Below are 23,483 nucleotides of genomic sequence, written 5' to 3'. Positions count from 1 at the left end.
GAGCCCTCCATGCTCTTCCGCAGCATCGACCGCAACAGCGGCGACGACCACCAGCCCAGCGTCCTCGTCAGCCGGACCTTCTGGGCCAGCGACGTCCCCCGCCTCATCCCCCTGTGCCGCCTGATCGGACACAAGCCCGTCATCGACGGAACCGACACCCCCTGCCGGTGGGTGGCCTGCGACCGGTGCGGACTGCGCGCCAACCCGCAGGGCAACCTCGACCCCACGCAGTGGGACATCGGGCAGCCCTACACCGGGCCCCTCACCCCCACCAAGCCGCTGTCCCGGATCGTCCGCAAGCAGCTGGCACGCAGGGGCATCACGCCCGACCAGTCCCAGCCGGGTCCGTTCGCGAAGCAGCCGACAGGAACCGTTGGCGGAGACATCTGCATCGGCAAGTCGAAGTGGCGGACCGTCGGCATCGACTTCAAGGTCGGCAACTGCGGCAGCGAACAAGTCCTGGCCGCCAGCCTGCGCCTGGGCCTCCTCGGCTCCCTCTACCTCCACACCGAAGACCACGGGCGCTGGCTGCAACGCCGCCTCAATCCCACCGGCTACCAGTCCCGCGAAACCGGCCTCTCCTACTACCAGGGCCGCATCTCTTGGCAGGTATGGGCCCGTCGCGACGAACACCGCGCCTCCGACCCGAAGTGGATGAGCGGCAGCGTGGCCATCGACCCGCGCGACTACCTGCTGGGCCCGGTGACGAACGAGAAGGTCGACTCCACCGGCGACGTACCCGCGGTCATCCGCATGCCGGAAGGAGACAACCACGACGTCACCGTCCGCCTTGAGAAGTGGCAGACCCGCCGGCGCCGCGGGCGCGCCACGACGTTCTGGCGTGCGGAGTGGAACTCCAAGCCCGGCATCCCCGTCCGCAACCACTCCTGGAAGGGCGACGAGTACTTCAGCAGCTCCTTCGTCATCGAAGGCATCACCCCAGACAATCCCCGTTGGCCGCAGGTCGTGTGCGGCGCCGCGGTGGAACACCTGTGCCGAGACCGGGCCCGCTACGGCTACCGAGCATTTCCCGTCGGGCCCGAAGCTGTCTGAACGGAGAATCACCCTTGGCTACACCCGCCGGGCCCGCACAGCCCGCCCACCCGGGCTCCGCACCCACCATGTGCCTCCTCCACGGCGACTTCCACGTCATGGACCAGATCTGCTGGGGCACCACCCTGGACTTCCACTTCCAGCACCAGGGCGACATGACGCAGCAGGAAGCCCGGGACTGCTATCTGGCCGCGGTGGAACGCAAGATGCTGGACAACCTGCTGCCCGCCCTCCGGCCGGCCGCGTCCTCGAGAGGCCTGCGATGACCCCCACCACAACCCCCGCCTACCCGCGTCCCCGGCTGGTCCACGACCACGGCAGCCTGTTCCAGGAGCCGGTATACGCCGACGGACCCTACGACCAGGGCGACGAAGACGGCGAGAGCGACGACTGAGTTTTACGGCCGTAAAACAGGAGCGGGTGGCCGGGCATTCTGGCGACGGTCGGACGTCCGGACGTCCGGGAAGAGTTTTACGGCCGTAAAACTCCACCTGTCCCGCAGGTCGATCCGAACCCTCTCTTCGCGTCTGAGAGGATGCTCCCCGTCCATCCGAAGTACCGGAACCTCGGGAAGTAGTCGGAGAACTGAACATGCCCTACATCACCGTGCTCCTGAACAGGAAGGGCGGGGTCGGCAAGTCGCTCATGACAGTCAACCTTGCCGCGGTCTACGCAGAGATCACGGGCGACGCGCAGTCCGTCGCCGTCGTCTCAATAGACCCCCAAGGCACCAGCATCGAGCACGCCGAGAAAGTCACGAAGGCCGGACGCGCCGTCCCCTTCCGCGTCGTCGATGCCAGCGAGAACATCGACCGACTCCGGCAACTTCGACGCGCCAAAGCGGACATCATCATCGTCGACACCCCGGGCTTCATGCCGCTCAAGGCAGAGGACGACGAAGACGAGTCCATCGACCCGCTCGGAGACGGCACCACAGGCGACGCGCTACGAGCCATCCTGGACGTCGCCGACGACGTGATCGTGCCACTGGAAGCCGAAGGCGCCGCATTCCGCCCCACCCGCGTGACCATCGAACGCGTCCTCATGCCGCGGCAGATTCCCTACGGCGTCGTCATCAACAACTGGGACCCCCGCGACGGAGAAGCCGACCGGGACCGCACCATCAGCATGGTCAACAGCCGCGGATGGCAGCGATACAACTCCACGATCCGGCACTACAAGCCGCACACCCGCGGCATCGTCAACGGACGCTTCTGCACCCAGTACGAGCCCAACCCCAGCGCCCTCCGCGCAAAGGAGGACTTCGTCACCCTCGCCGTAGAACACCAGCTGCGCCGCCAGAAGTACGCGGGGGCACGGTGATGGGCAAGCACCACGAGTTCGACGACTTCTTCGGCGACGATGACGGCACGCCGGTCATCGACACACGCGCGGCCGGCCGGCTGTACCGGGTTCCGCTGGGACGGCTCTCCCCCAACCTGGTCAACCCGCGTACAGACTTCGGTACCGAAGACGACCTGATCGACTTCGGGAAGAGTCTTCAACGTCGACAGAACCAGCCCTGCCCCGTCGTGAGCCGTAGCGCCTATCTGAAGCTGTGGTCCGACCATGCGGTTCGGATCGGTGACGTCGACTATGTCCTGGTCAGTGGCGAGCGGCGCTACCGAGGAGCCACAGTCGTCGGTCTGCCCGCTCTGGACTGTGTCGTCGACGACAACGTCGCAGTCGACCGGAAGACGTTCATGGAAGCGGTCGTCTCCGAGAACGTCGACCGGCAGAACTTCGACCCCGTCGAAGAGGCCTACGCGGTGCAAGCCCTGGTAGCCGAGTTCGGATCGAACCGGGCGGTCGCCCAGCACTTCGACCGGGTCGACGGCTGGGTCACTCAGCGGGTGCTCCTCACCAACCTGGCCCGCGAAGTCCAGGACCTGGTCCGGGGCAAGACGATTCCGCTCGAGGCGGCCCGCACGCTGGGAAAGCTGGCACGGGACAAGGACTGGGGGGCTCGGGACCAGCTGGAGTGGTGGGAAGACGAGCAGGAGCGCCGCGCTGCTGCTTCCGCGGCCCGATCAGCTGCCCGGAAGGCATCACGCGGGACTGCCCAACCGATGCCAGTACAACAGCCTGCGGCTCTGGACGGACAGCGGGAGGAGACCCAGCCCCTGGCTCCGGAGAGGCAGCCGAGTTTTACGGCCGTAAAACAGCCCGCCCCCGTTCGCCCCGCGGAGACGGTCAAGCCGACCCCGGCCGTGGAGGAACGTCAGGTGCCGCAGCCGACGCCCGCCCGGGTTGAGGCTCCGGCGCGGCCTGCTGGTGAAGCGATCCCCGAGCAGCGCGAGGAGCCCGGGGCAGACGAAGAGGCGGCGGAGTCCGTGCAGCCCACCAAGCGGTTCCCGTACGACAACGGCTCCGATGCCCTGATGCACTTGCTGGCGAAGATGCCGCCTGCGGAGCGCGCCACGGTGTACGAGGGTCTGGGCAAGGACCCGGAGACGCAGGCCGCCCTCACCACCTGACCGGCACCGCAATGGCCCCGAACCTCTGTCCTGTACGGGCAGTGTTCGGGGCCACTGTGCGTCAACGGTCAATTCCGGTCAGTTTTAGGCGGGTTGTCGTGGGTTTTCCGTCACTCCATCGTGTGAGCGTGTGGTGAAACCCTTCCCATTGACTAACAGTCAACGCCAAGGTGATCAGGCCTGCCCCCCACGGGTGGCCGGCCGCCCGGCCGTGGGCGGAGCCCTGCGCGGATCGCAGCCCTCCAGGAACCCCGCCCTGGCCACGGCGGCCGGCCCGGCCACCCCGCCACAATTCGGCGGGACCGGGTTGGGCATCTCCCTACCACCATGGCGACATCCGTGCCTACAATCGCCGCATCGCTCGGGCATGCCCCGGCGATCCTCACTCCCCTACAAGGGACCTCGAGGACGCTGTCCGCAACACACCCCTCCCCCCACGGGTACTTTCCGCTGCCCGCACGCCAGCTCCGCAACCCGGTGGGACGATTCGGGCCCGACAGCAGAAACCGTCAAATCGTTGCCGCCGGTGACCGGTCAGGCCGGATCTGTACACCACCCCGTGTCAGGGACGGGTGAAATCGCCATCTGTTCTTACACACCCACAGCAATTGATGTCACAGTGGCCTTCCTGCGGTACGGACTGGCAGCCGTCACGCAGGGCGGGGGCGCGGGAGCCGACACCCACGCCGTACGAGGACCTTCCCATTTCTGCCGGAGGAGCGGGGGGCACCCCTATGTCCGCAGCAGAACCGGTCGACCCCATGCCGCCCGCCGTGAACATTTCGCATGGCGCGGTCGTAATCGATATCACCAAGCGGGCCGGCAGGGCCGCGAAGGCCATCGTCGACGGCAACAGCAGGGGGAGGCGGACAGGCATGAATCACGCGCACGCAGCCGACCGCAACCGGCACCACCACCCCGAACACACCAAGCGCAGCCCCGCCCAGCAGTTCGCCGACGACATCGAAGCCGGCTTCAACGCCATCGATGAGACCCTCACCGACGACGTCACCGCCCGCGTCTTCGTACGGAGCCTGGACGTCTTCGCGCACACCCTGAAAGGCGCCGCGGCCACCGGGGTGATCGGCGAAGAGGAGCTGGCCAAGCTGCTTGAGCTGCTCGAGGGGATGAAGGCGGCACCACACCTGCTGTAGCCCCCAACCAGGTGTCCGCATATGCCAGGGAATGATGCCAGTTCGGAGCGTTTCAGCACTCAACTCTCCACAACACAGGGTTGATCGTTTGTCGCGAAGCGTTCAACACAGGCCACATGCGTGCCATCATTGGCCGTCCGGAATCACCCGGAAGAGTCAACTCCGGCCTCCGGCGCGCGCCCCTGCACTCGCCTGTACGGACGTCCTGCGCCCCAGGCCGCCAAGGGGACGGGGACCTCGATGGGCAAAGACAACGACATCGAATCAGCAGGGGACACCCCTGCCGGACTCCTCGCGGAGCTCCACGGATACTTCCAGCAGCATCCCGTCACCGGACCCGCCGGCCACTCCTACATCGCCGCCGGATCCCGCCCCACCATGGTCCACGCCCCGGCCCCCGGCAACACCAACTGGGGCGTGATCGAGCACATCGGCCGGACGGTCGGCGAAGTCGACCAGTTCACGCGCAAGGCGAACCCGGCCGCCACCGAACCGCCCGCCCACGTGGCCGCGGTCTACGAGTGGTGTGTGGAGAACACGCAGAACGCCCCCGAGGACGTCCAGCAGCGGCGCGACGCTCTCATGTACCGGCAGCAGCTCGAGCACGCCATCGCCATGGGCGACAAGGACGTTGTGCGCCCGCACCGGTGCCCCGGTTGCAACACCTTCGGATTGGTCTGGGACCGTCGCACCTTGAGCGTCCGGTGCACGAACAGGCGCTGCCTGGGTGAGGACGGCCTCTCCACCACGTGGACCCTGGCCCGCCTGGCACACGAACACGTAATTGCTCAAAAAAGTTTGCGAGTTCGTGCAACCTGACGGCGGGCAGACGAGTCGTACTCTGCAATCCACTCTTCACACGCTCGACACAACCGGACCCCAGTGGTCCACCCGTAACACCCGTAATCGGCCGCCGGAGCTGCGAACTGTGGCCGCTGATAATGGGAGGTGGCCAACGTGGCCATCAGCATCCAGACCCCCTACAGCGCCGTCGCGGACCTTGTATCCCTGAAGGAAGCGTCCGCCCTGTTCGCCAAGTGCGGACCCGGCCGTGAAGTGAACCCTCGCACCCTGGCGAGGTGGGCGAAGAAGCACGGCGTGGACGTCCATCGATCCGGCCGTGATTCCCTGGCCGACTGGGCGGACCTGCTGGAGATCCACGCGCTGGAGACCGACCGCCGCGAGGCGCAGGCCGCACAGGCCTAGACGCCACCCCGTCCCCGGATAGCCCCGGCCCACCGAGAGCGGGCCGGGGCTTTTCCATGCCCCACCACATCACCATTGCATAGCAATGGAGTATGGGTTACTGTGGTCACACCAAGAACGCCAGGACCCCAAAACCGGGCCTGACCACGCGACTTGCACCCCGGAGACCACCAGTGGCCGTGATGACGCATGCCCCCAGCCCCTTCCTGACCCTGCCGGTCACCGTCGACTACCGCACCCTCCCCACCCACGTGCGCAACGCCTTCGACCAGCACATGGAAGACGCCGACCACGCCCGCACCGACGCCACCTACAAAGTCGCCATGGTCCAGGCCTCGCAGACCGCCGGCATCGCCGTCCCCGCCTCCCTCGACATAGCCCGCTGCTCCTGCCTCAACGACACGGGCGGCTGCGGATGCGGCTCCATCTTCGACACCGCCCTCCCCGGCGCCGTCGTCACCGCGGCCAACGACCCGGACTGCAACCTCAGCCAACTTCAGTGCCCCGCCTGCGGCCACGACCACCCCCGGCCCATCACCGACTGAATTTCAGAGGAGTGTCATGCCCACCAACGAGATCGGCACCTACCGCCCCGCCTCCCGCCTGAAGGAGGGCTGGCAGATCTGGCGGTCCAACGGCACCTGGCAGGAGATCACCAGCCTGATCCAGGTCACCAGCCCGATGGCCTTCGCGATGGTCACCCTCGCGGACGGCTTCGAGGTCTCCATCCCCCACACGCACGAGGTCATGACCCGTACGCCCTCTGAGGCCAAGCAGGCGACGGCCTGACACCCGCGAACTTCCCGCCCGGCCGCGGATGACCACAGGGCCCCGGCCGGGCGGGAGAACAACCACCAGGGGAGACCCGATGAACCACACCCTGACCGGCGTTGCCTTCTACGCCGACATCCACGGCATCCACACCGGCAACCAGTTCGCCACCGCCGGCCCCCTCGGACCCTGCCTCGACATCTGCGCCATCGCCTACATGCAGGCCGAAGGCGGCACCGTCCCGCCGGAGTTCTACACCGACGAAGACGCCTCCCTCCGCCTCATCGAGTCCAGCCCCAAGGCCATGGCCGCCATCAAGGCCATCAGCGACGTCCTCGACACCACCGTCTGCGAGACCGAGGTGGCCCCCGGCTACTACGTCCCGGACTACATCGAGCACGTCTCCAACTGGGTCGCCACCGCGCCGCCCGTCGGCCCGAAGCGGCCGCCCACCGTCTCCGAGGTCATCGGCCGCATCCGCCGCGCCGCCAACCACCCCGCCACCCACGCCGCCTGAAAGGCCCCCACGCCATGACCATCCAGACCGTTGCCCCCGCCATCAGCCCCTTCGCCCGCGACCCCTTCTACGCCCTCGGCATCGCCGACGCCTACGACGAGCACGCCGCCGGCGAAACCCTCGACACCCTCAAGGCCCGCGCCAACGCCCTCCTGGACGCCGACTACCCCCAGACCGACCGCATCCAGCCCGCAGAGCTGTACCGCCTCGGCTACGTCACCAGCATCGCCGGACTCATCAACAGTCACATCGCCACCGTCGACGCCCAGTCCGAGCTCGCGCAGAAGAAGCAGGCCCGCAAGCAGGGCCGCGACACCTCCACCCGCCACACCAGCAACCGGCGCACCGCCCACACGGCGGCCGGACACCGGTGACCTGGCCGGACGGCATCGCCGCCGCCGTCCTCACCGCCTTCGCACTCCTCATCACCCGCCACCAGCACCGGAGCACCACCCACACCCAGCACACCCGCAGGACGGAGAACGGTCATGACCGCCAGAACGCGCAAGGCCACCGCCGCCAAGACCACCACGGCGAAGGCGCCCGCGAAGAAGACCGCCGCCAAGGCGCCCGCGAAGGCGCCCGCGAAGGAGACGGCACCCCGCAAGCCGGCCACTGACCGCCCCGGCACCACCGTCGACTCCCGCAAGCCCCTCACCGTCCGCCGACGCCTCTTCGTCGGCCCCATGGGCCCCACCGAGCAGGCCGCCATACGCGCCGCCCTCGCCGCCGCCTCCACCCGCATCCCCGTACCCGTCCGTGCCTGGAACGGCTCCACAGCCAACCTCGCCGACGGCACCCTCCTCATCCACAACCCCGGCCCCGACCGCATCTTCACCGCCCACATCGCCTGCCGACACGGCGCCATACACGGCTGGCCCATCACCACCCACACCGACCTCCGCGAAGCCCGCGCCGTCACCCACGCCTGCGAACGCGACCACACCACACAGACCGGCGACGACGCCCTCGACTGGGACAAGGCCATCACCCGCGGCGTCGGCCCGGTCGCAACCCCGAAGCCGTCCGCCGTCCATGCCCTCCGCGAAGGCGTCCGACGCGCCGAAGCCACCAAGGCCGACACCCAGCCCCTCACCCACGACGACATCCACGCCGGCCTCGCCGAACGCGCCACCGCCACCGAGCCCGCGAAGGAGCACCCCCAGCCATGACCGCACTCACCGACGCCCAGCGCGAACGCCGCCGCAAGCAGGCCCACACCGCCATCACCAACGCCCTCGCCGCCTCCTGGACCGACTGGCGCCGCACCGGCCGCAAGCCCGACTTCACCGCGGCCGCCGACCACGCAATGGACGGACTCGGAGACCTCGCCGCCGAAATCCTCGCCGACGGCACCATGCTGAAGGCCCTCACCATCCAGAACGGCGTCGCCACCCTCGAGACCGAACCCGCCCGCGAACTCTTCCTCGTGCTGGTCGCCTCCATGCGGACCATGCTCGACAGCTACGGCGCAGAGAACTACCTCGAGACCGAGATCACCGCCCCATCCGTCTCGATGGACGTCCGCGACGGCCAGAACCCGCGGGACGCGTACACGGTCACCATCCAGCGCCGCCAGCGGCCCACCCCGCACGAGTTCCGGCAGAAGGCCGAAGCCCGTGTTGCCGAACTCGAAGAGGAACTGCGGCGGATCCGCGGTGGGACCGATGGCTAACCCCCGCCAGAGCGGTCCCCGGAACCCGAATTGGAAGGGCGGGCGGTCCGTCGCATCTAACGGCTACGTGCTGATAAAGCGGCCTGGCCATCCCCGAGCCGACTGTCGAGGCTACGTGTACGAGCACATCCTCGTCGCCGAGCAGCTGATAGGCAGGCCGGTCCGAAAGGGCGAACAGGTTCACCACAAGAACCACATCAAGACGGACAACCGGCCCGAGAACCTCGAGGTCAAGGCCAGCGCTGCGCACCACCAGTACGAGCACCGCAAGCGCACCGACCTCCGCGGACTGGGCGAGGCAAACCCCACCGTCAACTGCGCCTGCGGGTGCGGCCAGAGCTTTCTCCGCTACGACGCCACCAACCGCCCTCGCCGCTACGTGAGCGGCCACAACCTCCGGAGCGCCAGCCAATGACCAGCATTCAGTGGACCGAGCAGACATGGAATCCTACGACCGGATGCGACCGCATAAGCCCGGGATGCCGGAATTGCTACGCCCTGACCATGGCCAAGCGCCTCAAGGGCATGGGCCAGGCCAAGTACCAGAACGACGGAGACTCTCGCACCAGCGGACCCGGCTTCGCCCTCACCGTCCACACCGACGTCCTGACCGAGCCCCTCCGCTGGAAGAAGCCCCGCAAGGTCTTCGTCAACTCGATGTCCGACCTGTTCCACGCCCGCGTCCCCCGCGAGTTCTTGGCCCGCGTGTTCGCGGTCATGGCCGCTACACCGCAGCACACCTACCAGATCCTGACCAAACGCCCAGAGCGCGCGGCCCGGATCCTCACAGACCTGTGCATCTGCGGACGCGGCTGCGTCCCGGGGCACCACTTCCGCTCTGAGATGGAGTGGGCCGCAACCCCCCACAGCCCCACCTACGTTCCGGGCCTGAAGCACGGCATCTACCACCGCAGCGCCTGGCCCCTGCCCAACGTGTGGATCGGCACCAGCATCGAGTCCGCCCAGTACGTTCGCCGGGCCAACGCCCTACGCCAGACCCCGGCAGCCGTCCGCTTCATCTCCGCCGAACCCCTCCTCGGCTCCCTCAATGACCTCAGCCTGACAGCAATCGACTGGCTGATCATCGGCGGTGAATCCGGTCCCGGCGCCCGGCCCCTGGAGCCCTGGTGGATCGCCGACCTCATCCACCAAGCACGCCAGACCGGCGCCGCCCCGTTCGTCAAGCAGATGGGTTCCGTCTGGGCCCGCAACACGTTCGCCGACGGAAAGAGCGTGGCCGCATGGGGCGACACCAAGGGAGGCCATCCCGCCTACTGGCCCGCTCCCCTCCGCGTCCGCGAGTACCCGACTGCTCCGGCGGCCGCCGATGTCTGAGTACACGCCGGGCTACGTCACCGCCCTCGCCACCCAGCTCCTGGACCGGCACCCCGACCTGCTCTCCGCAGAGAAGGACCTCGCGCTCCTCCGCGGCCGCCTCGAAATCGTCCGCACGTTCATCCACGACCCCGCCTACGACGACACCGCACGACGAGCCCTCGCCCAAGCCCTCAACCTCCCCGAACCCACCCAGGCGGTGACCCGATGACTACCGACAAGCGCCCCGCCTGCCCCACCCCCGACAAGAAGCGCTACGCCACCCGAGAAGCCGCCGAAAAAGCCGCCCACCGCTCCCAGATAGCCATCACCGAACCCCTCCACCCGTACATCTGCATCTGCACGTGGACTCATCTCAGCAAGCAGCCCTCCGACCAAGTCCCCACCGACGCCATACCCGACGCCACCGACCTCGCCCGACTCCAGCTGCAATCCGACAACGCCTTCCGCGAGACCGTCACCAAGGACGCCCGCGGCCAGCTCCCCATGACCGACCGCATCGCGCTGCGCCACACCAGCCTCCTCCACCGCTGGAAGGACGTCCTCGAGGAAATCCGCGCCGAAGTCAACCGCGACCTCAACAGCGCGCCCCGCGACAACAGCCTCGCCAGCCACGACTGGCGCAAGCGCGCCGAAGGCTACCGAGACGTCCTCACCCTCCGACTCCAGGAATGCCGCGACCTCCGGGCCCAAGACCTCGAGCGGACCAAGCCGCACCACACGGTCACAACGGACGCGGACCTCGACAGCCCGCAGGACCCCCAAGGACGCGCGGCCGCCTCCAACGCCAGCCGCCGTGAAGCCCGCGCAGCAGAAACCGACCGGTTCCTTGACGCGCACGGCGTCCCCCAGCACACCAACAAAGAACTCCGCCGGCAGGCAGGCGAACGCGCCGTCCAGCGCCTCATCGACGCCCACGGCACCGAGTTCTCCCACTACCTCGCCGAAGAGTGCGCCGTCCTCGGAGCGACCCTCCCCAACCGGGTCCGCAAATACCTCACCGACCAGCCCACCGACCTCGCCCACACGGCCTGACAGGAGACGCGCCTCAGTGACCACCACCATTCCCGAGCAAACGACCGACACCTGGGAGCAGGCCACCGCATTCGTCGTCTACGGCACCCCCGTCGGCCAAGGCGCCGTCAGCTTCCTCGGCAAGGGACGCGGAGCCAAGCACACCAACGAGAAGACCCTCAAGCCCTGGCGCCGCGACATCGTCCTCGCCGCACGACAAGCCACAGGAGCACACGGCTACACCGACCAAGCCGGCCGCTGCTTCGTCTGCCTCACCCCCAAGGACCAGCACGGCCTCTACGCCAACATCCCCACCCGAGCCGACATCACCATCACCGTCGCCAAGCCCAAGACCGCCCCCAAGCGACGCCGAACCTGGCCCATCACCCGATCCAGCCACGACATCGACCACCACGCCCGCGCCTGCCTGGACTCCCTCTCCGCATCCGGCGTGATCAAGGACGACTCCCAGATCACCGACCTCGCTATCCGCAAGGTCTACCCCGGCGAACACCCCGACGCCCTCTCCGAGCCCGGAGCGACCATCCGCATCTACACCCTTCCCGGAGCGACCCGATGACCACCACCACGACCCGCCGCGTTACGACAGCCGCCGCGACCGCCCGCAACTGGCGTGACTCCGCTGCCTGTCAGGGATGCGACATCGAAGAGTTCTTCTCCGAGAAGCCCGGCACGCAGAAGCGCATCCAGGGCATCTGCCGCGGCTGCCCCGTCAGGATGAACTGCCTGGACGACGCCATCGACTACGAGCAGAGCAGCTACATGCGCTGGGGAGTCGTCGGCGGGCTGACGACGGTGCAGCGGCGTGCGCTGCGCTGCGAGATCCTCCTGGGGAACCTGCCGAACCTGTTGCAGGCCCGGCAGATGGCGTCTCCGGCGTGGGCGTCGCAGATGATGCCGCTGCGCCAGCGGGGGCTGAACCCGGAGCAGATGTCGGTAGAGCTGCGCAGCCAGGGTGTCCTGGTGTCTCCGGTGACGGTGCGGGTGGCGGTGTGGTGGGCGGGCGGTAAGGCTGGCGTCGTTCCGCGCCGCAGTCCGGGCGATACCCGGCAGTTGTGGGAGCTGGTGCGCGACCACTGCCAGGAGGCTGTGTACGGGCTGCGGGACCTGGGAGTCGGCAATCGGGACGTGGCCGCTTATCTGCTGGTGTCCGAGGACACGCTGGGCTTGGCCATCACCGCGTGGAACCGCATGGCGAAGGCTGCGGAGATCGGGCAGGAGGTGCAGGCGGCATGAGCGGGATGAACGCGGAAGCACGCGGGGACCTTGCCGAGCAGATGCTGCCGGTGGCCGCACACCTTGCCGTCCTGGTCCACGGCGACGGAGGACCGCAGGACGTACGCGAAGTCCTCGAAAGCCTGGACAGCACGCAGAAGGACGCGCTGCTGGTTGTCCTGGCCGGCCTGGTCGACCCGGAGCAGCCGGTGGGAAAAGCACTGGGCTGGCTCGACTTCAACGAGCACGGCAGCCTGACCGTGCCGTCGTGGTCCGAGCAGAGTTCGGTACGCGACCTCGCCCCCGAAACGGTGGAGGCCGTGGATGACGAGTACGTCGACGAGGTCGCGGTCGGCAAGTTCGTGCTCGGTTTCCACGTCGATGTGACGGATGCCGAGTTCCTGGCCGCGGTCCAGCAGTGCGTCGCCATGGGCAAAACCCTGTCGGACGTGGACGCGTTGCAGGGATGGCGGAAGAAGACCGCGGAGAACTGGGTGAACCGGCTGAAGAAGCGCTACCAGCGCGCCGGCCGCGAGTTCCCGGCTCTGGGCCCCGGCTTGCGGGCGTTCACGGAGCAGGAAGTGATCCGGATCCGGGAGCAGTCGAAGGATGGCGCGTCGGATGTCCGGCTGGGCATGTCGTACGACGTCACCCGGGAAACGATCCGGGCGATCGTGACGGGCAAGCGGTACGCGCAGTACGGCGGCCCGATACGGACGACGCGGAGCACGCAGAGCGCGAAGGCGTCCCGGGAGCACATGTGCGGCCACGGGGAAAACTCGCAGGCCGCGTTCTTCGGCGAGCGGCCCAAGCTGACCCCTCAGGACCGGGACGCTATTCACCAGCGGACCGCGGAAGGCGAGGACGTGAAGAGCCTGGCTGCCGAGTACAAGGTCCACACCAACACCATCCGCAAGAACGCGGCTTGAGAAGGAGAAGCAGATGAGCAGCACGATGACTTTGACCGGCCGGCTGACCGCGCCGCCTGAGCTGCGGTTCAGTGCGTCGGGCGTGGCGGTAGCGGCGTTCACGATCGTCACGTCCCGCCGGGTGAAGGACCCCGCCTCAGGCGAGTGGTCGGACGCGGACACCACGTACTGGGACTGCAAGGCCTTCAAGCAGCTCGCAGAGAACATCTGTGAGTCCTTGGACAAGGGAGTGGAGGTGATCGCGGTGGGCCGGGCGGTGCAGGAGTCGTGGGAGGACAAGCAGTCGGGGCAGAAGCGTTCGAAGATCGCGGTTCGTATCGACTCGATCGGGCCTTCGCTCCGGTCGGCCACGGCGAAGGTGACGAAGTCCTCGAGCGGGCAGGGCCAGCAGCAGTACCGGGAGGCGCGTGCGCAGTCGTCGCAGCAGGGTCGGGAGGATCCGTGGGCGACGTCGGGTGCGGCCGCGGATGCGGCGCAGTCGGGGGCGTGGGGGAGCGAAGAACCTCCGTTCTGATCTTGCCGGTTGAGGTGAGGGGTCTGGCCTTCGGGCTGGGCCCCTTTGATGTGTCTGGGTGGGGATCGGCACTCACTACCCCATTGCATTGCAATGGGGTATCGGCTACGCTGGCATAGCCAACCCACCCCAACCCACCAGCTCCCCGGGGGAATCCATGCACTGCGACTGCGGCGCCAGCCCCGAAGACATCGCCGCCGGCATCCACTCCCGGGGATGCGCCACCACCGAGGGTGCACCCGACGACGCGTCCGACCACTACGGCCTCTGACCGAAGACCCGGGCCGCCCTACGCCCCCCCTTGCGGGGCGGCCCGCCCCGGGGGCCGCGCACCCCATCCCCCCAACCCCCTCCCAGGGATGCGCGGCCCCCTCACCCCCACCCCCGACGGGCCGTCCGCCACGCACTGCCAGCCGGCGGACGGCCCTTCCCATCGACACAGCACACGACGAAGGAAGGCAGCCATGTCCCGGAAGAAGCCGCGCCCCGCAGGCGTCAGCCTCGCTGGCCGTTCCATGGGCCTCCACTACTGGGACGACGAGACCAGCGCCGACGGCGGCAAGAAGTTCCTCCGCCGCCTGGTCCGCGCCCGGGAGAAGGCCGCCCTCCGCCGCTCCATCCGCAAGGGGGACGACATCTGATGACCGCCTACGCCGCCCTCCTGACAGCCCAGGTTCTCGCCGCCGACGGCTACCTCGTCTCGGACGCGGTAACGGCCGACGACATCGACACGGCCGCCGACCTGGCCGGTGTTCCTCGCCCGACTGGTCCGAATGACCGGGGCACCGTCCGCCTCGCCCTGGACGCCATCGGAGGAGCGTCCGCGTAACTGCGTTCCTGCTGACCGTACAGCCGCTGACAGATTCGACCTGGCATCTACAGCTTCCGGAAGGGGGCCGCAATGCAGCTTCACCTCGTACCCATCCGATTCCGTGACGCGGCCGCCTTCGTCTCAATGTGGCACCGCCACAACCAAGCCCCCGTCGGCTGCAAGTTCTGTGTAGGGGTCGCAGACGAGGACGGCACGCTCCGTGGCGTAGCCATAGTTGGCCGGCCGGTAGCCCGCATGTTCGACAACGGCCAGACCCTCGAGGTCACGCGAACCGCAACCGACGGAACGTCCAACGCCAACTCCATGCTCTACGCCGCAGCATGGCGCGCAGCCAAGGCCCTCGGATACACGCGCCTGATCACCTACACGCAGGCAGAAGAGACAGGGGCAAGCCTTCGAGCAGCTGGCTGGCACGTGGTGGCCGAACGGCCCGCCCGACGGGGATGGGACACCCCGAGTCGACCGCGCGGCCTGAACGGCAGCGAGCACATTCCCCGAAGCCTGTGGGAGGCGGCCTCGTGACCGCGTTCCTGCTGTACCCGCTGGCCGTGTGGCAGATCGGCGGCCGCGCCCTCACTCACCTCACCCGAACCCTCACCAGAAGGGATCAGACCGTATGACCACATCCGAAGGGACGGTGGCCCTCGAGAAGATGGCCGCCGAAAAGGAGTGGGACTTCTTCCTCCAGTTCCACCAGTTCGATGCGCGGCTCGGGGAGTGGGAGCAGTTCAGCACCGAGGCTGGCCCGCTGGTGTCCGTGCGCGTGGAAGGGCCGGACGCGCCGGACGCGATCCAGGGCGGTGTGGCGATCAGCGGCGCGTGGCTGGACTACTCGGATCCGGCCCGTCTGGCGTGTGCGTGGCAGTCGAACGGCGTGTGGGTGGAGCTGTGGTGCCCCGTCGACGCGGACAGGCCGCCCACGGCCGTGCTGGCCCCGTCCACGCCCCCTCCGGCCGCGAAGCGTTCCCGCCTGGCCCTCCGGCTTCCGTTCACCCGACGCAACAAGACCCCGAAGGAGAGCCAGTCCGCATGACCACGATCGAGGAACGGGCAGTCGTCGGCCGCCACGTCACCTTCACCCACTACCGCGACCTGGCCGTGGTGGAGTCCACGCAGCATCCCGGCATCATCACCGGCCTCGAGCCCGGCCTGGCCAGCGGCTCTCTTGTGGCCCGGATCCGGCTGGACGGCACCCGCTCCAACCTGGTCCTGCCCGCCGACTACGAGGGCCTCACGTACCTGGATGAGGTCACCGATGTCCCGGACCTGCCGATGGGCGCGTTCACGCCCGTCGCCGACGACAGGAACGGCTTCTACGAGGTGGAAGGCGCCCTGTACGCGGCTATCGGCGAAGACGGCGAACTCGTCATCCTCACCGACGACCTGGACGTGGCGAAGAAGGTCGCACGCGCGTACAGCGCGGAGAACTACCTGGGCCTGGACGACGAAGACCTCGAGGCCTTCGAGCCGTCCTGGGCGGTGTTCACGTGGGAGCCGGAGGACGCCGAATCCCCGTGGACCGTGAACTGGGACGCCGCTGAGGGCGACGACCACGCCATCCGCATCTACCGACTGCCCGCATGAGACCCCGGAGGTATCACCGCATGACCGCCACACCCGAGACCGATGAGACCGAGACCGTTCAGACGCCGGATGAGTTGCTCGCCGACCTGGGCGAGTTGCACATGCGCACCCTGGTGTCCCCGCGGCCCAAGCAGCCTGCCGCCATGGGCTGGCAGGCCGTCGCCGGAACCATGTCCGCGGGGTTCGCCCGCGCTCTGCACGCCCTCAACGAACTGAACCCGGCGAAGGCCGCCGAGATCACCGACTGGTACCAGGGGCCGTTCGAAGAGGGGCCGGACGCGGAGGAGCACACGGACTGGCTGGAGCGGACGGTCGCGAAGGGCGACCTGGACCTGATGGAGAAGTGGGTTCAGGACGGCCAGATCCTGGCCAGGTCGTCCAAGGAGGCCGTGGAGGCCCATGAGGCGGCCGAGCAGGAGCCGATGCGGCTGATCCTGTCCAAAGCCCTCGGTCTGGGCACTGGCGCTCCGTGGGACACCATCCAGCACCGCGCCAACGAACTTGCCGCTCTAGCCGATGAGGAGCAGCCGGCCGAAGGTGACACGCTGCCCGCCTGGCTGCGTCAGCGCTTCACGGCCAGTGGTGTCGACTGGGAGAACCTCGACGACGCCGAGCGCTCGTACTGGGAGCACCAGGCTCGTGCCGTCCGTCGTGCTGTTGCCCGGGGTGGATTCAAGGGTGGTGGCGAGTGAGCGTCCTGACGATGCTGCCGACCGTCCCCGAGATGGACGTGCACGTGGAGCAGAAGGACTTGGCCGGCGGGCTCGCGGCCGCCGTGTTCGATGGCCCGTCCCGCGAGTACCGGTACCTGCTGACCCGGATCTGGGACCCGACGGTGAAGCCGATCGTGTTCCTGATGCTGAACCCGTCTACCGCGGACGCGTTCGACGACGACGCGACGATACGGCGCCTGGCCGGCCCGTCTGGGTTCGCCCGTCGGGAGGGAGCGGGCGGCATTGTGGTCGTGAACCTGTTCGCGCTGCGTTCCACCGACCCGCGGGCCCTGACCCGGCATGCGGATCCGGTGGGGAAGCACAACGACGTGTTCATCCGGCAGGCCGTCGATCTGGGTAGTCGGGTGGTGGCTGCGTGGGGTGCCGCTCCGGTGGCCGGGGATCGCGGCCGGGAGGTTGTCGCGGCGGTGGCGGCGCGCGGGATGCCGCTGTACTGCCTGGGGACGACGTCGGCTGGGCAGCCGCGGCATCCGCTGTACCTGCCCGGGGACGCCGCGTTGGAGCTGTACGGGGCGGCTGCATGAGCGCCCCGGTTCAGGTGGGCCCGTTGCCTTCGGGTGGCGGGCCCGGTTCGTCCCCGGACTGGGACGACGTGCTGGCCGACATTGGCGACCGGATCCGTGCCGAACGGCACGCCCGCAGCTGGTCTCAGAACGAGCTCGGGCTACGTGCCGGCCTGTCCATTGGGACGGTGAGGCGTCTTGAGGACGGTCAGACGACCCTGCGTAGCTTTGTGGCGGCCTGTGTGGCGTTGCACGTGAACATCGGGTCGTTGCTGTCGGGGGAATGGCAGATGCCTGCTGTGAAGCCCCGTCTGACGCCTGCGCAGGCGCGTGTGCTGAAGGCTGTGGCGGCGGAGGGTTCTCCGACGTTGGCTGCCGATCGGTTGAGGATTCCGATGGCCACGGTGACGTCCAGGCTGGCGGAGATTTATCGACTGCTGGATGTGACCCATCTTCCGCGGGGGCGGGAGCGCTTTCAGGCAGCGGTTCGGGTGGCTCGGGAGCAAGGACTTTTGAACACCCGAACCCGGACATCTTAGACACCGTCACCGTCGGGTAAGACCGATCACGCCCGTGGAGGGCCCATGCTCCGCACCCGCCTCACCATCCTCGTCAGCAGAATCCGCACCTACTTGCCCGCCCTCATCTCCTCCACCCTGTACATCCTTTGCGGCATCGCATTCGGCCTCACCTGGTGGGGGATCACCGGCCGCACGGACATGCCGTGGTGGATAGCGCTCCTCCTGGTTGCCGTGGCCGGCTGGATAGCCGACCTGGCGGAGCAGGTCATCCGCTACGTCCGGCAGCGCCGTGCCCGCCCGGGCGTGGCCCGGCACCGTAAGGCCGTGTGATGGCCGCCCGTATTCGTATCGACTGCCCGGCGTGCGGTGGCCGGGTTGCAATGTCTGCCCGCGGCCGCCTGTCCCGGCACGGCAGCCCCGAATGCGCGCGCTCGAGGAAGCCGGTGGGCCGTATCTGGCCCACCCGGCACCGCGGCCGCCGCGTACAGACCATCCCCGGCCCCGACACCTGGAACCCCGCCGAAGGAGCAGCATGAGCAACCAGATCCGCGCCCCATGGACACCCGAACAGGTGGCCGCCCTCGAGCAGTTCCAGATCGGAGGGAGGATGCACCCGTTCACCTGCGGCGCGGCCCGGCACGCTCTGGCGCCGCGCTTGGTTCCGTCCCGTGAAGGCTGGCACTGCCCCGATCCGGACTGCGACTACACCCAGGACTGGGCGCACGAGTTCATGGCCGACCCGAGCGCTTGGCCGCGGTCTCTGAAGGAGTGGGCGGCTGCTGGATCCCGAGCGACCGAAGCGACCGAGCTGGACAAGACGCGCCGCTACCTGCGCCCCGTACGCGCCACGGTCATCTCCGACGACCCGGACGGCGTGCATCTGACCGTGTACCAGTGGCTGCCGATGTTCGACGAGTGGGCGACCGGGCCGGGCATCTGCGGGGAGTCGATGATGCAGGGGGCTCTCCCGGAGGGCACGGAGGTGACGTGTCCTCGGTGTCAGGAGTGGCGGCCGCGGTACGAGCGGATGCTGGCGCCTGGCTACCGACCGGAAGCCGACGACCCGGAGGCGCTCCGTACGCGCGCCCAGGCGGCGGAGAACGCCCTGCGCGCGATCCTGAACGCCCCTGACGCCCCCAAGCACTGCCACGACCAGCGCGGCGTCTGGGACGGGGGCGGACCGTGCGCATACTGCACGGCCCTGTCGGCCGCCCGGAAGGTCCTTGGTAGGCAGACGGGAGCGGCATCGTGAGTGGGGCGACCGCTTCGATACCGCGCGTTCAGGCGTTCACGGACTTCCTTCTGGACTGCGTGAAGAACACGCCGAACGTGGACGGCGTGCAGACGCTTGAGGAGGCCGGGGATACGCGGCATCCCTTCGGCCTGGCCGTGCGGATCGGTGGCGCGGAGGTTCGCTGGCAGGTCACCTGCCAGCTGGCGGACGGCGAGAAGCACGACAGCCCGACCGCCGACGTGGATGGTGATCCCGCACCGTGGACGGACACCGATGTGCAGGACGGTGGGGAAGAGTGGCTGGCTGCCGTCATCGGCCGGGCCCGCTCGGCAAGGGTCGCTCGGATTGAGCGGTGGTCGACCCGGGACAGCGATCGTGTCGGCGTGACCGTGTACTTCCACAACGGGGCGCGCGCCTTCGTTCGCTGCCTGGGACGTTCCGGTGAGGGGAGGCGCCGGTGAGCGCGGGCCGGTCTCCGATGGAGTGGGCTGCGCGGGAGCGGGCGCGGGCCCGACGCGGTATCCGGCGGCGTGTCCTGGCCTGGGTCGGCCTGAACAAGCAGGCCCGCGCCGCGGACGCCCTCGCCGTCCGGGCTGCGCACGGGGCGGTTGCCGAGCAGTGGACTGCCGCCCTCCTGACCCGATTACCGGCCGGCTGGACCGTCCTCCACGGCCGAAGGCTGACCGGCTTCGCCAACGACTACGACCACGTACTGGCATCCCCGTGCGGGACCGCGGTCGTCGTTCTGGATTCGAAGCGCTGGCACTTCCAGTGGCCCACCCACCTGAAGGGCGGGCGGGTGCACTGTGGGGGCCAGGACCGGCATGGGCAGGTGGAGGCGGTGGCCCGGTACGCGAACCGTCTGAGGGACGCTTTGGGCGTGCCGGGGGTGGTGGTGTGGCCGCTGCTGGTCGTCCACGGCTCGCAAATCGTGGGCGGCCGGCTGGAGGCCGCGGTGGAGGGCTGGGAGGGTCCGGTGCACGTACTGGGGCCGGAGTTCCTGGTGCCGACGCTGGCCCGGGCCCCGAAGGAGCGGGATCCGCAGCGTGCGGCGGACCTGGCTGCGCGGGTGGCACGCGTACTTCCGCCGCATCGAGGATAAGGCGTACGGTGATCCATACGCCTTGGGGGTGTCAAGCGCCCGCCATCTGCCATCTGTGCAGGTGGCGGGCGTTTTTTCATGACCGTAGACTCGCATGTATGTTCGATGATCTGCCCCCTGACCTTGAGCGGCTCGAGACGCTCCGTACCTGGCACGCCCTGTGGGTGGCGAGGATCGACGAGAAGATCCGGCAGGTTCGGGTCCAGGCGGAGCAGCAGGAGCGGGCGGCGGCCGCGAGGGAGGAGCGGCGCCCGGACTGGCTGATCGAGTACGGGCTGAACCGGGACGCCATGCCGCTGGGCGTGCACACGGGGGACTGTCACATGGCGGGGAAGCGGTCGAAGGGCGTCGATGCGGATACGGCGCGCCGGGCGATTGCGGGTGGGGTGGAGGCGTGTTCGCACTGCCGGCCGGACACCGCGCTGGGGCTGCTGGAGTAGGGGCATGACGAAGCCCCGCACGATGGCGGGGCTTCCAGGAGGAGCGCTCAGGCGACCGCGGCCTCGATGACGTCCCGCAGCCAGGCCGCGCGCGACGTGCCAGCGGCCTTGGCCGCGGCATCCACTTTGGCCAGGACGGCTTCGTCGACGCGGGTCTCCAGCTTGGGCCCCACGACGGGCCGGCCGCCCAGGTTCGGCCCCTGCTCCTCGGGAGTCTCGGGAAACCACCGCTCCAGCGCCTTCTCCGCCTCGGTGCCACCACTCTTCAGCATCCACTCGCGGGCCTGTTCGTCGGTGAGGAAGCGCCACATGTTCGGCCCGTTGAACTCGGGTCGGTGGTCCTGGTGTTCCACCCAGCGTCCGCCGCTGGTGCGGTACAGGTCCGCCCGGTTGATCTGCATGCCGGAGATGACGCCGATCATGTTCTGGCCGTTCCAGCGGGTGTCCTCTTCGAGGATGTGCTGGGCGGAGTCGAGGTCGAACCAACCGAGGCGGGGGTATTCGCCGTTTCCGTCCAGGTCGTCGCCGTAGATGGTGATCCGGTTCATGGGGGCTCCTAGTAGTTGCCGGTGAGGGAGTCGATGTAGGTGGAGGCTTCGCGCTTGGAGAGTTCCTCGATGCCGGCCTGGCTGGTGGGGCCGTAGAAGAAGCCGCCGCCGTCGCCGGAGTGCTGGCGGCGCTCCAGGAGGGTGAGGATGTAGGCGACCTGCCGGGGGGTGGCGAGTTCGCCCTTCTGGGCGCGGGCTTCGGCGAGCTGGGTTTCGCGGGCTTCGCGGACGGCGGCTTCGGCGGCCTCGATCGCGTCCTGCTCGGCCTTCTTGGCGATCCGCGCGGGGGCGTCTTCGGCGTGCTGGTTGGCCCACCGGATGAGCGAGTCCAGGGCGTTGTCGGTGTCGGCGGGGATGCGCTGGCTGAGGCTGTTGGGGTCTCCGGGGGTGGAGCCCTTGACGACCCAGTACGTGGTGCGGTCCATGCGGCCGGCGCGCGGGATGGTCTTCTCGATGCTGTAGCCGGCCGGGGTGTTCTCGTAGAAGTTGGCGTAGAACTCGGCGGACTGGCGGTTGAAGAAGGTCGCGTCCCAGATCCGGGAGTCTTTGCCGGGGGCGAATCCGGCGGGGGTTCCGTCGGTGCGGACGATGGTCCAGGTGGGGCGCTCTTCGCGGTACTGGACGGCGGTGCCCTCTTCGAGGCGGTAGGTGCTCGGCTGGGTCACGCGGGCCTTCCTCTGGCCGATGGCGATGCGGTGGGCGAGGGAGGCGGCGTCGATGGTCCAGCGGCCGGCCTGCTTGGTGGCGGCGATGACGCCACCCCGGCACCAGGCGCGGATGGTGGCGATGGTGACCTGGGCTTCGGCTGCTGCGGTGGTGGTGTCCATCGGGTCCCCCTCCCTCACTGCGGATGTTTCCGCATGCGTTAACTATGACGGAGGTTGGCGCATGCGTCAACCCTTTCTGGGGATGGCGGGAGGGAAACGAGAAAGCCCCGGCCCGAAGGCCAGGGCAACCCCGCACACGCGGGGACAACTCGAAGCAGTGAACCGGAACACCCCCGCAACGGCGGGGAGAACAAACTCTGTTCTGGTTATGCGGTCCATCCCCGCAGCGGCGGGGAGCAGTATCCAAAGCCCCTGGAGTCAGGGCCATCCCCGCATCGGCGGGGAGCATCGCCGGTTGCCCGACTGACCGCCACTATGGCACGCGCCACCGACAGACGGCAGGAAAACACGGAAGTGCCCTGCTCCACGGGGGTTGGAGCAGGGCGCCAGGTTCAGGATGGCACGGGGCACCGACAGCGCTGCCCGCGCCGCGCGGTCAGGGCTGCTGGCGGAGCGTGTAGTTGGCGAGGAGCTGGCGCAGGCCGGGCAGGTCGTACTCGGTGGTGTACCGGCCGGCGTCTGTGGTGGCCATGGGGCCGCGGTTCCCCGAGCACATGATGGGTTTGCGTCCGGCGGTGCTGGTGACGCACTCCCGGTGCTCGATCACGCCGTCCTTGTCGAGATCCTGGTTCGGGTGGTCCAGGCCCAGGATGTGCCCCAGCTCGTGCGCCGCCGCGTCCTTGCGGAAGCCTTCGTTGAGGATCGGATCGGTGGTGAACCAGGCCGGGTTCGTCCAGTATTCGGAGTCGAGGCGGATGTGCCCGCCCCATGCGCTGCCGTCGGCCGCGTTGTGGCAGGCGTTGGTCCAGCTGATGCCGGGGCTGCCGGCGGGCCGGTACTCGTAGTGGACGATGATCCGGTGGTACGGCGGGCACTGGCTGAGCGGGGTGGAGTCGATGCCGGTGGTCGCGGTGACGGTGACGCCGACACTGGCGGTGATCTGGCTGGCGGGCTGCGGGTAGTACTTCCACAGTTTGGTGCGGGCCGTGTCGTCGGCGTACACGATCGTGTACGGGTCGGGGGACAGGCTGTAGACGCCGAACGCAGTGCCGGCCTTCCAGCCGGTCGCCTGGTACACGGGTGCCGCGGCAGCGCGGGCAGAGTGCGCAGGGGTGGCGGCCGCGGTGAGGAGCGCGAACGCGGCGGTGACCAGGACGGCCAGGTAAAGAGCCAGACGGCGCGAAATGTGCGGAATGGATGCGGGCATGCCCTTCAGTCTGGGCATGTTTCTGCCGGTTGTTCCCACCGCTCGAACCGGGGCGCGCGGGCCCGCCCTC

At 68.7% G+C, this 23,483-nt stretch carries 38 protein-coding genes; 35 read left to right on the top strand and 3 right to left on the bottom strand.

What is annotated here, in order from left to right; all coding sequences use genetic code 11:
* Positions 1 to 9 precede the first annotated feature (9 nt).
* From ACFV0T_RS26565 to ACFV0T_RS26395, 35 genes are all read left to right on the top strand, one after another.
* Positions 10 to 1,053 (top strand): hypothetical protein, encoded by a 1,044-nt coding sequence (locus ACFV0T_RS26565; protein ID WP_385783970.1) that lies wholly within the window; start codon positions 10 to 12, stop codon positions 1,051 to 1,053.
* Between the two features lie 14 nt (positions 1,054 to 1,067).
* Positions 1,068 to 1,319, top strand: a complete 252-nt coding sequence (locus tag ACFV0T_RS26560; protein ID WP_385783968.1) for a hypothetical protein — start codon at positions 1,068 to 1,070, stop codon at positions 1,317 to 1,319.
* Positions 1,316 to 1,447 carry a hypothetical protein gene (locus tag ACFV0T_RS26555; protein WP_385783965.1) on the top strand — a complete coding sequence of 44 codons (132 nt, stop codon included), beginning with the start codon at positions 1,316 to 1,318 and terminating at the stop codon, positions 1,445 to 1,447. Before ACFV0T_RS26560 ends, ACFV0T_RS26555 begins: the two co-directional genes overlap by 4 nt.
* Before the next feature lie 197 nt (positions 1,448 to 1,644).
* The gene (locus tag ACFV0T_RS26550) at positions 1,645 to 2,376 is read left to right on the top strand and encodes a ParA family protein (protein ID WP_385783962.1); all 732 of its coding nucleotides are present in this window, start codon (positions 1,645 to 1,647) and stop codon (positions 2,374 to 2,376) included.
* A complete protein-coding gene (locus tag ACFV0T_RS26545) occupies positions 2,376 to 3,530 on the top strand; it encodes a ParB/RepB/Spo0J family partition protein (RefSeq protein ID WP_385783959.1) in 1,155 nt (384 codons plus the stop codon). Before ACFV0T_RS26550 ends, ACFV0T_RS26545 begins: the two co-directional genes overlap by 1 nt.
* A gap of 734 nt (positions 3,531 to 4,264) precedes the next feature.
* Entirely contained in the window at positions 4,265 to 4,684 is a 420-nt protein-coding gene (locus ACFV0T_RS26540; RefSeq protein WP_385783956.1) for a hypothetical protein, read from the top strand.
* 240 nt (positions 4,685 to 4,924) lie between these two features.
* Positions 4,925 to 5,503, top strand: a complete 579-nt coding sequence (locus tag ACFV0T_RS26535) for a hypothetical protein (RefSeq protein WP_385783953.1) — start codon at positions 4,925 to 4,927, stop codon at positions 5,501 to 5,503.
* A gap of 138 nt (positions 5,504 to 5,641) precedes the next feature.
* On the top strand, positions 5,642 to 5,890 hold the full coding sequence (locus tag ACFV0T_RS26530) for a hypothetical protein (protein WP_385783950.1): 249 nt from the start codon (positions 5,642 to 5,644) through the stop codon (positions 5,888 to 5,890).
* Positions 5,891 to 6,072: 182 nt separating this feature from the next.
* Positions 6,073 to 6,435, top strand: a complete 363-nt coding sequence (locus tag ACFV0T_RS26525; RefSeq protein WP_385783947.1) for a hypothetical protein — start codon at positions 6,073 to 6,075, stop codon at positions 6,433 to 6,435.
* Between the two features lie 16 nt (positions 6,436 to 6,451).
* Entirely contained in the window at positions 6,452 to 6,679 is a 228-nt protein-coding gene (locus tag ACFV0T_RS26520) for a hypothetical protein (RefSeq protein WP_385783945.1), read from the top strand.
* A 79-nt stretch (positions 6,680 to 6,758) separates the two neighbouring features.
* A complete protein-coding gene (locus ACFV0T_RS26515) occupies positions 6,759 to 7,178 on the top strand; it encodes a hypothetical protein (protein ID WP_385783942.1) in 420 nt (139 codons plus the stop codon).
* A gap of 14 nt (positions 7,179 to 7,192) precedes the next feature.
* Positions 7,193 to 7,552: a hypothetical protein gene (locus tag ACFV0T_RS26510; RefSeq protein ID WP_385783939.1), complete on the top strand. Its 360-nt coding sequence runs from the start codon at positions 7,193 to 7,195 to the stop codon at positions 7,550 to 7,552.
* Positions 7,553 to 7,666: 114 nt separating this feature from the next.
* Complete coding sequence (locus ACFV0T_RS26505) at positions 7,667 to 8,350, top strand: hypothetical protein (RefSeq protein WP_385783936.1); 684 nt, start codon at positions 7,667 to 7,669, stop codon at positions 8,348 to 8,350.
* Positions 8,347 to 8,853, top strand: coding sequence for a hypothetical protein (locus ACFV0T_RS26500; RefSeq protein ID WP_385783933.1), 507 nt, complete (start codon positions 8,347 to 8,349; stop codon positions 8,851 to 8,853). The genes ACFV0T_RS26505 and ACFV0T_RS26500 overlap by 4 nt, the downstream gene beginning before the upstream one ends.
* A gap of 115 nt (positions 8,854 to 8,968) precedes the next feature.
* Entirely contained in the window at positions 8,969 to 9,268 is a 300-nt protein-coding gene (locus tag ACFV0T_RS26495; protein WP_385783931.1) for an HNH endonuclease, read from the top strand.
* Positions 9,265 to 10,188 carry a DUF5131 family protein gene (locus tag ACFV0T_RS26490; RefSeq protein ID WP_385783928.1) on the top strand — a complete coding sequence of 308 codons (924 nt, stop codon included), beginning with the start codon at positions 9,265 to 9,267 and terminating at the stop codon, positions 10,186 to 10,188. Before ACFV0T_RS26495 ends, ACFV0T_RS26490 begins: the two co-directional genes overlap by 4 nt.
* Entirely contained in the window at positions 10,181 to 10,399 is a 219-nt protein-coding gene (locus ACFV0T_RS26485) for a hypothetical protein (RefSeq protein WP_385783925.1), read from the top strand. The genes ACFV0T_RS26490 and ACFV0T_RS26485 overlap by 8 nt, the downstream gene beginning before the upstream one ends.
* On the top strand, positions 10,396 to 11,223 hold the full coding sequence (locus tag ACFV0T_RS26480; RefSeq protein WP_385783923.1) for a hypothetical protein: 828 nt from the start codon (positions 10,396 to 10,398) through the stop codon (positions 11,221 to 11,223). The genes ACFV0T_RS26485 and ACFV0T_RS26480 overlap by 4 nt, the downstream gene beginning before the upstream one ends.
* 16 nt (positions 11,224 to 11,239) lie before the next feature.
* Positions 11,240 to 11,782 (top strand): RusA family crossover junction endodeoxyribonuclease, encoded by a 543-nt coding sequence (locus ACFV0T_RS26475; RefSeq protein ID WP_385783921.1) that lies wholly within the window; start codon positions 11,240 to 11,242, stop codon positions 11,780 to 11,782.
* Positions 11,779 to 12,459: a WhiB family transcriptional regulator gene (locus tag ACFV0T_RS26470; protein WP_385783918.1), complete on the top strand. Its 681-nt coding sequence runs from the start codon at positions 11,779 to 11,781 to the stop codon at positions 12,457 to 12,459. Before ACFV0T_RS26475 ends, ACFV0T_RS26470 begins: the two co-directional genes overlap by 4 nt.
* On the top strand, positions 12,456 to 13,367 hold the full coding sequence (locus tag ACFV0T_RS26465; RefSeq protein ID WP_385783915.1) for a hypothetical protein: 912 nt from the start codon (positions 12,456 to 12,458) through the stop codon (positions 13,365 to 13,367). Before ACFV0T_RS26470 ends, ACFV0T_RS26465 begins: the two co-directional genes overlap by 4 nt.
* Positions 13,368 to 13,380: 13 nt before the next feature.
* The gene (gene ssb / locus ACFV0T_RS26460; RefSeq protein ID WP_385783912.1) at positions 13,381 to 13,881 is read left to right on the top strand and encodes a single-stranded DNA-binding protein; all 501 of its coding nucleotides are present in this window, start codon (positions 13,381 to 13,383) and stop codon (positions 13,879 to 13,881) included.
* A gap of 464 nt (positions 13,882 to 14,345) precedes the next feature.
* Complete coding sequence (locus ACFV0T_RS26455) at positions 14,346 to 14,522, top strand: hypothetical protein (RefSeq protein ID WP_385783910.1); 177 nt, start codon at positions 14,346 to 14,348, stop codon at positions 14,520 to 14,522.
* Positions 14,522 to 14,710, top strand: coding sequence for a hypothetical protein (locus tag ACFV0T_RS26450; protein WP_385783907.1), 189 nt, complete (start codon positions 14,522 to 14,524; stop codon positions 14,708 to 14,710). The genes ACFV0T_RS26455 and ACFV0T_RS26450 overlap by 1 nt, the downstream gene beginning before the upstream one ends.
* A 72-nt stretch (positions 14,711 to 14,782) precedes the next feature.
* The gene (locus ACFV0T_RS26445) at positions 14,783 to 15,235 is read left to right on the top strand and encodes an XF1762 family protein (protein WP_385783905.1); all 453 of its coding nucleotides are present in this window, start codon (positions 14,783 to 14,785) and stop codon (positions 15,233 to 15,235) included.
* 94 nt (positions 15,236 to 15,329) lie between these two features.
* Positions 15,330 to 15,746, top strand: coding sequence for a hypothetical protein (locus tag ACFV0T_RS26440; protein ID WP_385783903.1), 417 nt, complete (start codon positions 15,330 to 15,332; stop codon positions 15,744 to 15,746).
* Entirely contained in the window at positions 15,743 to 16,297 is a 555-nt protein-coding gene (locus ACFV0T_RS26435; RefSeq protein WP_385783900.1) for a hypothetical protein, read from the top strand. The genes ACFV0T_RS26440 and ACFV0T_RS26435 overlap by 4 nt, the downstream gene beginning before the upstream one ends.
* 20 nt (positions 16,298 to 16,317) lie before the next feature.
* Positions 16,318 to 16,989 carry a hypothetical protein gene (locus ACFV0T_RS26430; RefSeq protein ID WP_385783898.1) on the top strand — a complete coding sequence of 224 codons (672 nt, stop codon included), beginning with the start codon at positions 16,318 to 16,320 and terminating at the stop codon, positions 16,987 to 16,989.
* Positions 16,986 to 17,555 (top strand): DUF1643 domain-containing protein, encoded by a 570-nt coding sequence (locus ACFV0T_RS26425; protein ID WP_385783897.1) that lies wholly within the window; start codon positions 16,986 to 16,988, stop codon positions 17,553 to 17,555. Before ACFV0T_RS26430 ends, ACFV0T_RS26425 begins: the two co-directional genes overlap by 4 nt.
* Complete coding sequence (locus ACFV0T_RS26420; RefSeq protein ID WP_385783895.1) at positions 17,552 to 18,073, top strand: helix-turn-helix domain-containing protein; 522 nt, start codon at positions 17,552 to 17,554, stop codon at positions 18,071 to 18,073. Before ACFV0T_RS26425 ends, ACFV0T_RS26420 begins: the two co-directional genes overlap by 4 nt.
* A gap of 45 nt (positions 18,074 to 18,118) precedes the next feature.
* Positions 18,119 to 18,385, top strand: coding sequence for a hypothetical protein (locus ACFV0T_RS26415; protein WP_385783892.1), 267 nt, complete (start codon positions 18,119 to 18,121; stop codon positions 18,383 to 18,385).
* A 202-nt stretch (positions 18,386 to 18,587) separates the two neighbouring features.
* Entirely contained in the window at positions 18,588 to 19,307 is a 720-nt protein-coding gene (locus ACFV0T_RS26410) for a hypothetical protein (protein ID WP_385783890.1), read from the top strand.
* The gene (locus ACFV0T_RS26405; protein ID WP_385783887.1) at positions 19,304 to 19,750 is read left to right on the top strand and encodes a hypothetical protein; all 447 of its coding nucleotides are present in this window, start codon (positions 19,304 to 19,306) and stop codon (positions 19,748 to 19,750) included. Before ACFV0T_RS26410 ends, ACFV0T_RS26405 begins: the two co-directional genes overlap by 4 nt.
* Positions 19,747 to 20,391 carry a nuclease-related domain-containing protein gene (locus ACFV0T_RS26400; RefSeq protein ID WP_385783884.1) on the top strand — a complete coding sequence of 215 codons (645 nt, stop codon included), beginning with the start codon at positions 19,747 to 19,749 and terminating at the stop codon, positions 20,389 to 20,391. The genes ACFV0T_RS26405 and ACFV0T_RS26400 overlap by 4 nt, the downstream gene beginning before the upstream one ends.
* Before the next feature lie 98 nt (positions 20,392 to 20,489).
* Positions 20,490 to 20,831, top strand: a complete 342-nt coding sequence (locus ACFV0T_RS26395; protein WP_385783881.1) for a DUF6233 domain-containing protein — start codon at positions 20,490 to 20,492, stop codon at positions 20,829 to 20,831.
* Positions 20,832 to 20,878: 47 nt separating this feature from the next.
* Here ACFV0T_RS26395 and ACFV0T_RS26390 read toward each other — a convergent pair whose 3' ends face one another.
* From ACFV0T_RS26390 to ACFV0T_RS26380, 3 genes are all read right to left on the bottom strand, one after another.
* Entirely contained in the window at positions 20,879 to 21,379 is a 501-nt protein-coding gene (locus ACFV0T_RS26390; protein ID WP_385783878.1) for a hypothetical protein, read from the bottom strand.
* 8 nt (positions 21,380 to 21,387) lie between these two features.
* Positions 21,388 to 22,206 carry a hypothetical protein gene (locus tag ACFV0T_RS26385; RefSeq protein WP_385783875.1) on the bottom strand — a complete coding sequence of 273 codons (819 nt, stop codon included), beginning with the start codon at positions 22,204 to 22,206 and terminating at the stop codon, positions 21,388 to 21,390.
* Positions 22,207 to 22,642: 436 nt separating this feature from the next.
* The gene (locus tag ACFV0T_RS26380; RefSeq protein WP_385783872.1) at positions 22,643 to 23,413 is read right to left on the bottom strand and encodes a hypothetical protein; all 771 of its coding nucleotides are present in this window, start codon (positions 23,411 to 23,413) and stop codon (positions 22,643 to 22,645) included.
* Positions 23,414 to 23,483: the final 70 nt, after the last annotated feature.

The sequence above is a fragment of the Streptomyces sp. NPDC059582 genome, from assembly GCF_042735715.1.
Lineage (GTDB): Bacteria > Actinomycetota > Actinomycetes > Streptomycetales > Streptomycetaceae > Streptomyces.
Note: the sequence above shows the minus strand (reverse complement) of the source record. Positions and strands in the feature narration are given on the sequence as shown.